This window comes from Stieleria sp. JC731 (genome assembly GCF_020966635.1).
In the GTDB taxonomy this organism is placed as follows: Bacteria; Planctomycetota; Planctomycetia; order Pirellulales; family Pirellulaceae; genus Stieleria.
Genome location: NZ_JAJKFQ010000046.1, coordinates 7,633 through 16,001, shown reverse-complemented (window position 1 = coordinate 16,001; position 8,369 = coordinate 7,633). Strand labels below are relative to the sequence as shown.

General features: G+C 52.6%; 10 protein-coding genes. 1 reads left to right on the top strand and 9 read right to left on the bottom strand.

What is annotated here, in order from left to right; all coding sequences use genetic code 11:
- Window positions 1-170 precede the first annotated feature (170 nt).
- The 5 genes from LOC67_RS27225 to LOC67_RS27205 form a co-directional block, all read right to left on the bottom strand.
- Window positions 171-482: a hypothetical protein gene (locus LOC67_RS27225; protein WP_230266013.1), complete on the bottom strand. Its 312-nt coding sequence runs from the start codon at window positions 480-482 to the stop codon at window positions 171-173.
- 186 nt (window positions 483-668) lie between these two features.
- Entirely contained in the window at window positions 669-1,415 is a 747-nt protein-coding gene (locus LOC67_RS27220; RefSeq protein ID WP_230266012.1) for an alpha/beta hydrolase family esterase, read from the bottom strand.
- 118 nt (window positions 1,416-1,533) lie between these two features.
- Window positions 1,534-1,980, bottom strand: coding sequence for a hypothetical protein (locus LOC67_RS27215; protein ID WP_230266011.1), 447 nt, complete (start codon window positions 1,978-1,980; stop codon window positions 1,534-1,536).
- Window positions 1,981-2,694: 714 nt separating this feature from the next.
- Window positions 2,695-2,946, bottom strand: coding sequence for a hypothetical protein (locus LOC67_RS27210; protein ID WP_230266010.1), 252 nt, complete (start codon window positions 2,944-2,946; stop codon window positions 2,695-2,697).
- A 244-nt stretch (window positions 2,947-3,190) separates the two neighbouring features.
- Window positions 3,191-3,586: a hypothetical protein gene (locus tag LOC67_RS27205; RefSeq protein WP_230266009.1), complete on the bottom strand. Its 396-nt coding sequence runs from the start codon at window positions 3,584-3,586 to the stop codon at window positions 3,191-3,193.
- Window positions 3,587-4,401: 815 nt separating this feature from the next.
- On the opposite strand from LOC67_RS27205, the gene LOC67_RS27200 reads away from it, so the two are divergent.
- Complete coding sequence (locus LOC67_RS27200; RefSeq protein WP_230266008.1) at window positions 4,402-4,566, top strand: hypothetical protein; 165 nt, start codon at window positions 4,402-4,404, stop codon at window positions 4,564-4,566.
- Window positions 4,567-4,741: 175 nt separating this feature from the next.
- On the opposite strand, the gene LOC67_RS27195 is transcribed toward LOC67_RS27200, so the two are convergent.
- The 4 genes from LOC67_RS27195 to LOC67_RS27180 form a co-directional block, all read right to left on the bottom strand.
- On the bottom strand, window positions 4,742-5,221 hold the full coding sequence (locus LOC67_RS27195; RefSeq protein WP_230266007.1) for a hypothetical protein: 480 nt from the start codon (window positions 5,219-5,221) through the stop codon (window positions 4,742-4,744).
- 168 nt (window positions 5,222-5,389) lie between these two features.
- The gene (locus tag LOC67_RS27190) at window positions 5,390-5,737 is read right to left on the bottom strand and encodes a hypothetical protein (RefSeq protein WP_230266006.1); all 348 of its coding nucleotides are present in this window, start codon (window positions 5,735-5,737) and stop codon (window positions 5,390-5,392) included.
- 928 nt (window positions 5,738-6,665) lie between these two features.
- Window positions 6,666-7,121, bottom strand: a complete 456-nt coding sequence (locus tag LOC67_RS27185) for a hypothetical protein (protein ID WP_230266005.1) — start codon at window positions 7,119-7,121, stop codon at window positions 6,666-6,668.
- Between the two features lie 615 nt (window positions 7,122-7,736).
- Complete coding sequence (locus LOC67_RS27180) at window positions 7,737-8,111, bottom strand: hypothetical protein (protein WP_230266004.1); 375 nt, start codon at window positions 8,109-8,111, stop codon at window positions 7,737-7,739.
- Window positions 8,112-8,369 lie beyond the last annotated feature (258 nt).

Below are 8,369 nucleotides of genomic sequence, written 5' to 3'. Positions count from 1 at the left end.
GCGATCAGCTTGAATTGGCCACGTGAATTCAGGAGGGCCGGATCCAAACACTTTGTAGTACAAAGGGCGATGACCAACTGAGATAGAGATGAATCATTCAGTGGTTCATCTACCCGCGCGAACGGTTGGGATCACGTGGTCGCCGCGAAAGACGCTCCACGCCAATAAACTTAGCTCGGCGACTCACGTGCATCCCTTGGTTCTGCCTTTTCCGTTGGCAGTTGCACGGTCATCGACGCCCACTGCGCGAACGCCGCGGATAACGCATTGTAGACAGCGTCGTGGGTTCCCTTGGGCCCAGAATCGATTGGATGGTACGCAAATTGGTCCACTTGAATGTTCCAATCCCGTAAATCAACGTCGTAGTTGCGAGCAAAACGGTCGATGGCAATCCTCGCATATTCGTCTAGAAACGATGCGTCGTTGTCCTTGATTTGGCTACCGTTGATCCGTTCAGTCAGGTCGATAGTTATCACACCCATTGATGGGTCCGCGCGTGAAATCTTAACCGTGGCGCCATCAAATCGCTCGGCACCCGCGGCCTGTCTAATCAAGTATGCAGATCCGATTGCGTGCATGTTTCAATGGCAGAACGGCAGAATTCACGGAGGACGGGCGATAGACTCGCAAGCAGACCGTTAAACACGACTCCCGTCCTTCCGTGCAATTCATGGTTCTGCCTCTTCCGTGCGGATTCGGCCGTGGGTGGATAGGAATCGCCACATCTCCCTATTGTGCCGTGTCGACCATTCATGTGCCAGTCTTGGGACCAGAATCAACTCGACGGTGCATCCAGCGGAGCGATATCGATCAGCATTCGATTTCATGATCGGTGCAACCGAATCGTTGGCACCGGCCAATAGTATCATCGGAATTGAATCATCACAATCGCCAAGCTCTCGAGGCCGCAATCCCGAGTGTGCGACAAGCGCGGCAATCACTTCCGGTCTTGCGGTGGCCAAGACATGAGCGAACGAAGCGCCATTTGACATTCCAGCAAGGTAGATGCGATCGGCGGCAATGTCGTGTTCGGAAGCGACCTGAGCATACAAATCGTCGAAGAACCGAACATCAGGGTTGGCATCGAGTTCGGCCGGATCGATGTTGACGGTTGACCACATCGAATTCAAGGCAGCGGGATATACAATAATGAATCCGTTGTCCGCCGAAAGACGATCAAGTTGAGAGTATTTGGCCATCGAATCGGTAGAGTCGCCGATACCGTGAAAAGCAAATACAACCGGGACAGGCGATGCCAAGTTGTACGGAACCACGATGCGATACGCGCGAGCGCTGCCGTCCACGGTAAGCTCATGGACTTGAACGTCAGCATTGAGTGGTCGCGTGTGCAGAAGCCACCCCGCCAAAACGGCAATCGAAACGAGGGAGAGTATCCCAATCAGAAAACGCTTCACAAGTCGCTACAGCATCCTCATTGGCAGAACGGTAGGCATAACCGAGTTGCGGCGATTGACTAACCACCTCAAAGACATCAACTCCGCAACTTCGGTTCATGCCATGGTTCGTCGACTTTTAGTCTTTGTTTGCGTGTTGGATCAGCCATCGACCGATTTTGTCTTCGACTTCCTCCAACGCGGGCAACTTACTGTAAATCTCTGAATCTTGTTCGAGTGTTAGGTCACCGTCATCAGATGCTTCGAACATCCTGCGTCCCTTGGACAGTGTTGTTGCAGATTCCAAGAAACCAAGTTGGACCATGCCCAGTTCGACCTCATGATCGAACACAGATTCAAATCGAATGTAGTATTCGCTGGGCGACTCTGAGCTCATGTAACCAAACGCTTGGTGTGTCACAACCACCTCGCGCAACGGACGAGGGATTGTGTCCAATGTGCCCACCAAATCGTCGTTCATCAACCAGTAGTCTTCGTACCAACTGAAGAATCGCTCAAATGCATCCTCAGAAGTCGGATTATCACCTGCCAGCTTATCGATGATTTCGACGGCGGAGTTTGGCATAGGGTTATCTATTGCACGGGAATCTTGGAACGAATTTGTCCCGCAAGAGCAAAGACTGACAATGGGAATCGCGAAAGCCGAAGCGAACCTGAACTTCATGATTGCTCTATTCGACGAACGATTTCGATCACGTGGCCGCCGCAAACGACTGACCACTTCAATGAACATAACTCGGCGGCTCACGTGCATCGAGTTGTTCGCGGTTTACCCTGGACGACAGTTTGCAGTTCGCCGCTGACGACAAGTTTACCCGATTGGCATTGCGAAGGGTAACGAGTGGCGACTTGGCAGTTGGAACGTCAGGCGTCGGATTGCCTTCAATCGTGCTCGTGCTCAGCAACGCGGTGCTCGAACTCGTAATCGGTTGCCAGGCGTCGGCTTGTGTTCATCGGCCAAGTCGACCGCGCACCAATCAAACCGCGACATCAACTGCGATCAATAGGAAACAGAGGCTCCGTGAGATCCGATGGGCGAGATTCGATCGCACCATTAAAGCCGTCGACGAAACATTCAAACCACGAAGTTCGCGAAGTACACGAAGATGGGATGGGCATGACCACGGGCGTTGGTCATTGCGGTCACAACCATCCGCGCGAACGTCACGGATCACGCGGTCGCCGCGCGAGATCCTCCACTTCAAAAACCACGACTCGGCGACTCGTCGTGCATCCGATGGTTACCCGCTATGTTCGGCACAGTCAGTGCCATGCCCAACTAGAACCAAAACAGAAAAATAATCAGTTGCCATGCAACTCCCATCGCAATGAAGGCGAGTCCATATTGGATACCCAATTTCGCATCCATCCGCATTCGGCGGTGTCGGATGTTCTCCGCGATCCGATCGTCTGTCATTCTCTGATGAACTGCAATTAATAAGTCATCACCAGCCGAATGCCGGCGTCGTGCTAGGGAAACGACAATGCTCACGACGCCAATAGAAATCAGTACCAATGACCAAGTGCTCATTTTTCAACTCCATTGAAAATCAAGGCGGTTGACCGATGCTGCAGCGCCAAAACCAACCACCCAAGATCTTCGCCCACCGCCAAACAGAACGTCCAGGAGAGTGAGGCACGGATTGTCTTCAAACGTGGCGCATCACGCGAGCAAATCCGCTGAGATTTCGGGTAACGGTACGGATCACACGGTCGCCGCGAGCGATCCTCAACTTCAAAAACCACGACTCGGCGACTCGTCGTGCATCCGATTGTTACCCGCTGCTCTCTGACCAACGTTGGCGACATTCAGCAAGAGCGGTTTTACAACGATGCCATTTGAAAATGTATCGACTAGCAAGCAATGCCGAAACGCAGAACCCCAACGCAAACAGTAAACGCGTCCCCGTGATCCCGGCGGAGTTGTAGACAATCGCGATCAACCAGAAGACGCGTGTTGTGGTATCGTGTTCACGGCTAAACGCAATCTGTGATTCGAATAGCCAGCAAAGCGCCAGCGAACCAAATGCTGCGGCAATCCAGATGGCTACAACTAAGCGAAGATTCCTTGGACGCTGGCAACAACGACGACAAATTCCGCCATAGCGATTCAGAGTTGCAATCTGGGCCAGTGTTTCGCAGTGCGTGCATCGCTTGCGTTCTGATGTCATTCGGAAGATCAACAGAGATGTTCAGTGGCGTGATGGCGTTAGGGCCAATTGAGTCGGGTAACGGCGGACATAACCGAGTGACGGCGGATGACACACCACGTCAGAAACCCCAACTCCGTCACTTCGGTTCATGTCATGGTTCGCGTGGTACACACGACCACGGTTGGCATTACATCGCTGCCGACCAGTCTACTCGATTCGAATCGCCAAGGGGAACGAGCATAGATATTTCTGCCAGCGGTTAGGGCGTTGGAGCAGATGTCGCGGAGCAAAGATCTAACGTGAAATCGGATGCGATCAACAGGAAACGGATGTCACTCGAATTCACATGGTCGTTGTTCAAGCATCACAATCAATCCGTGAATTCAGTTGCGATAAACAGGAAACAGAGGTCACATGACATTAGGTGGGCGAAACTCAGTCACAACTATCAAACCGTGAATTCAATTGCGGCGATTAGTGTGAATTGGCCACGAGAATTTAGATGGGCCGAATCCAAACACTCTATAGTGCAAAGGGCGATGACCATCCTGGAAACAGATGAGTCATTCAGCGGTTCAACTACCCGCGCGAACGGTGGCCGTCACCGAGGTCGGGCGGTGAACTAACCACTTCAATAAAATACGACTCCCGACCTTCGCGTGCACGGCATGGTTCGCGTGGTACACACGACCACGGCCAGCAGTACATCGCTCTCGACAAGTCTACCCAATTGGAATCGCGAAGGGTGACGAGCATAGGTAATTCGGCCGGCGGAAAGGACGTTTGACCCACTATCTCGGAGCAGAAATCAAACCGTCACATCAAGAGCGATCATGAGGAAACTGTGGTTCAGTGAAATCCAATGGGCCACGCACAGCAACAACGATCAAACCATGACGTCAAATGCGGTTGATTGGAAACTGATGTCTCAAGAAAGCAATTGGTCCGAATTCACGAGCAACTATCAAACGACAAACTCAGTTGCGGCGATCGGCTAATGGTTGCCAGGTGAGATCAGATGGGCCAGATCCGTCAGCATCGAAAACAGGCGTTGGCTATCGCAGGCACAACCATCCGCGCGAACGTAACGCGTCACCGGGTACGCGCGAAAGATTTTCAACTTCAAAACCGCCCGACTCGCGTACTCCGGTGCACGCGATTGTTACCCGCCAATCATTGATCCCACCATGGGGGAAACGTATCAGCAGCGATTTGGCGTCCCGAATCACCCGTCGCATTTTCTGCGGCCACAATAAACTCCCCGCTGTCCTTGGTGGAGAATTGCAGGTCGCAGGCATCCGCGATCGCCCGGAATACAGTTTCGGCCGAATCACCGTTGACAGTCAGTTCGATCGGTTTTGATGCCAATGCCGGTGGATCAACAATCACTGTGCAATCATATTGTTTGCAGATGTACTTCAGCATTGCACCAAAGAAGTGTTTAGATGCGATGAATTCGGTAGCCCCGCCGTCGCAACTGGGTTTGCTCGTGACGATGCCGGCATCGTATTCACCGATAGTGGTCCAAGGTGAATTTGAGGTTTCATCCCTCGGCTGCGGCTCTGTGTTTGGTTTAATTTTTTCGGAGCAACCGATCGCGACGAGAAAGATGACCGCAGGCACGAGCGTTTCAAAATGATGCGTTACGGTCACGTTTGGCTCTTCATTTCAGTCGGGTAACGGCAGAATTCACGGGGAACGGGCGAAAGTCTTGCAAGCAGACCATTAAACATAACTCCCGTTCTCCCGTGCAATTCATTGTTCCCCGCGTTTTGTGTGCTCCAGTGGCGGTTCAGGCAGAGTACCGGCAGTACTCCGAAATTACAGCAGAATCATCGGAAGAAGGCAAGCAAGGAGCACAACCACGATCATCGCAAGAGCATATCGCCATCGCTTCGAAAGCAGAAAAGATCCGATAGAAAGAAGCCCAGTGGCGAACATCGAGAAAAACGCGCAGATCAAAATGAATGCCCGAAACTCAAGGACGTGTTTGCTAGTTGGAGCGATCCACTCCAGCAATGTGAGGCCGATCAGAAGGAAGGCATTTAACGCAGCGACGACAAACAATGCGAGGGTAGCGATCGACAGTGCTCCTGCCCAACTACGGTTTGGCGACGCAGATACGTCTTTCAGTTCAGATGATTCGTATGGATTGAGCAAGCGACTCATAGTTGTGTCGCGATCATGCCAGTCGGGGAACGGCGGACATAACCGAGTGACGGCGGATGACACACCACTTCAGAAACCCCGACTCCGTCACTTCGGTTCATGTCATGGTTCGCGTGGTACACACGACCACAGTCTGCATCACATCGCTGCTGACAAGTCTACCCGATTCGAATCGCGAAGGGGTACGAGCATAGATATTTCAGCCGGCGGGCAGAACGTTTGATCGGCTATCTCAGAGCTGAAATCGAACCATGACATCAAATGCGACAAACAGGAAACTACTGTCCCATGAATTCAGATGGGCGTTGATCAAGCAACACAATCAAACGATGACTTCAGTCGCGATCAAAAGGAAACTGGTGTCTCGCGAAATCAATTGGGCCAAATTCACGAGCAACTATCAAACGACAAACTCAGTTGCGGCGATCGGCTAATGGTTGCCAGGTGAGATCAGATGGGCCAGATTCATACGCTTCAAATTGCAGAGGGCGATGACCAAGCTAGAGACAGATGTGATATCAAGCAGTTCATCTACCCGCGCGAACGGTAGCCGTCACCGAGGTCGGGCGGTGGACTGACCACTTCAATAAAACACGACTCCCGACCTTCGCGTGCACGGCATGGTTCGCGTGGTACACACGACCACAGTCTACACTACATCGCTGTCGACAAGTCTACCCGGTTGGAATCGCCAGGGGAACGAGCATAGATATTTCGGCCGGCGGTTAGGGCGTCTGATCAGTTGTCTCCAAGCAAGGATCAAACCGTGACATCAAATGCGATCAACAGGAAACTGATGTCCGTTGAAGTCCGGGGGGCGCAATCTGGGCACAACTACCAAACCGTGATTTCAGTTGGGGCGTTCATATAACAGTTGTCACGCGAAATCATATGGGCCGGATTCAACAGCGTTGAAGACAGGCGATGGTTATCGCAGCAACAACCATCCGCGCGAACGGCCACCGTCACCGAGGACGGGCGAGAGATAAACCACTTCAAAGCCGTTGCCTCCCGTCCTTCGGTGCACGGCATTGTTCGGCATCCTTGTCACCGGGGCACCAGGATTAAAAGCCGCTTCATTTTTGGGAGACCAATGACTCTCGGGGGTATCAAAGAGTATAAACCACTCGTGCACCGACGCGTCATCGTCCCAGGTATGGCGACTGCCGTCCGGCTCCCGGAGCCACAGCACGGGGTCGCTCTTGAGCCCCGGCAGGACGCCCCAGACCTCGCCTTCCGGATGAATCCGTCCGGTCGGTTCGCCGCGGTGGTCATGCACGACCAATTGCTTACGGAGCGCAACACTCTGACCAGCGACAAGGCCGCACTTGTAGACGGTGATAAGGTTTTCGTCGGTCGGGACGTGGAGTTTCAAGTTAGCCATACATCACCTGCCGAACGGCGGACATAACCGAGTGACGGCGGATGACACACCACTTCAGGATCCCCGACTCCGTCACTTCGGTTCATGTCATGGTTCGCGTGGTACACACTACCACAGTCTGCATCACATCGCTGCTGACAAGTCTACCCGATTCAATTCGCGAAGGGGAACGAGCATTGATATTTCGGCTGGCGCATAGGGCGATTGATCTGTTATCGAGCAGCAGAAATCAAACCGTGACGTCAAATGCGATAAACAGGAAACTGATGTCCCATGAATTCGCATGGGAGTTGTCCAAGCAACACTATCAAACCGTGAATTCGATTGCGATCAATAGGAAACTACTGTCCGTTGATTTCAGATGGGCCGCGTTTAGACACAACTACCAAACCGTGGATTCAATTGCGGCGATCAGCGTGAATTGATCACGTGAAATCAGATGGGCCGCATCCAAACGCTTTGTATTGCGAAGGGCGATGACCAACTGAGAAGGAGATGAATTATCTGGCGGAGTATCTACCCGCGCGAACGGTACGCGTCACCGGGTACGCGTGAAAGATTCTCAACTTCAAAACCGCCGACTCGCGTACTCCGGTGCACGCGATTGTTACCCGATCAGTCTGGATCGTCCGGAAATACCGGCCAAGGCGGATCGATCGGTGTTAATTGGAGTTTACCATCTGCTGTGTACGATGAGACATACCACCGTCCATGAGTCAACACGGTCATACCCGCGGACGCACCTTGATTCGCGTCGAGCCAACGATCAATGAGTTCGGACTCGATGCGTTGGATGTCTGGTCGACTATAAAATTCCCGCATCGTCTGTTCGTGCTGTAACGAAAGCATATCTGCGGTAGCGCGAGCGCACAGTTCGATTGCACGACGCTCTTCCTCCGATACCCGATCAGAGTTCACCAGCGTTTCAAGAACGGGGCCGAGCTTGTTGAAATCAAGATCGTTTCGATCGTCAGGCGTGAGAAGCGTCATAAGTACGAATCAATCTGCAACTCTTTCGGGTAACGGCGGACATAACCGAGTGACGGCGGACAACTAACCACTTCAGAAACCCCGACTCCGTCACTTCGGTTCATGTCATGGTTCGCGTGGTACCCACGACCACAGTCGGCACCACATCGCTGCCAACAAGTCTACCCGATCGGAATCGTGTAGGGGAACGAGCATAGATATATCGGCCGGCGGTTAGGACGTTTGATCTGCTATCTCGGAGCTGAAATCAAACCGTTA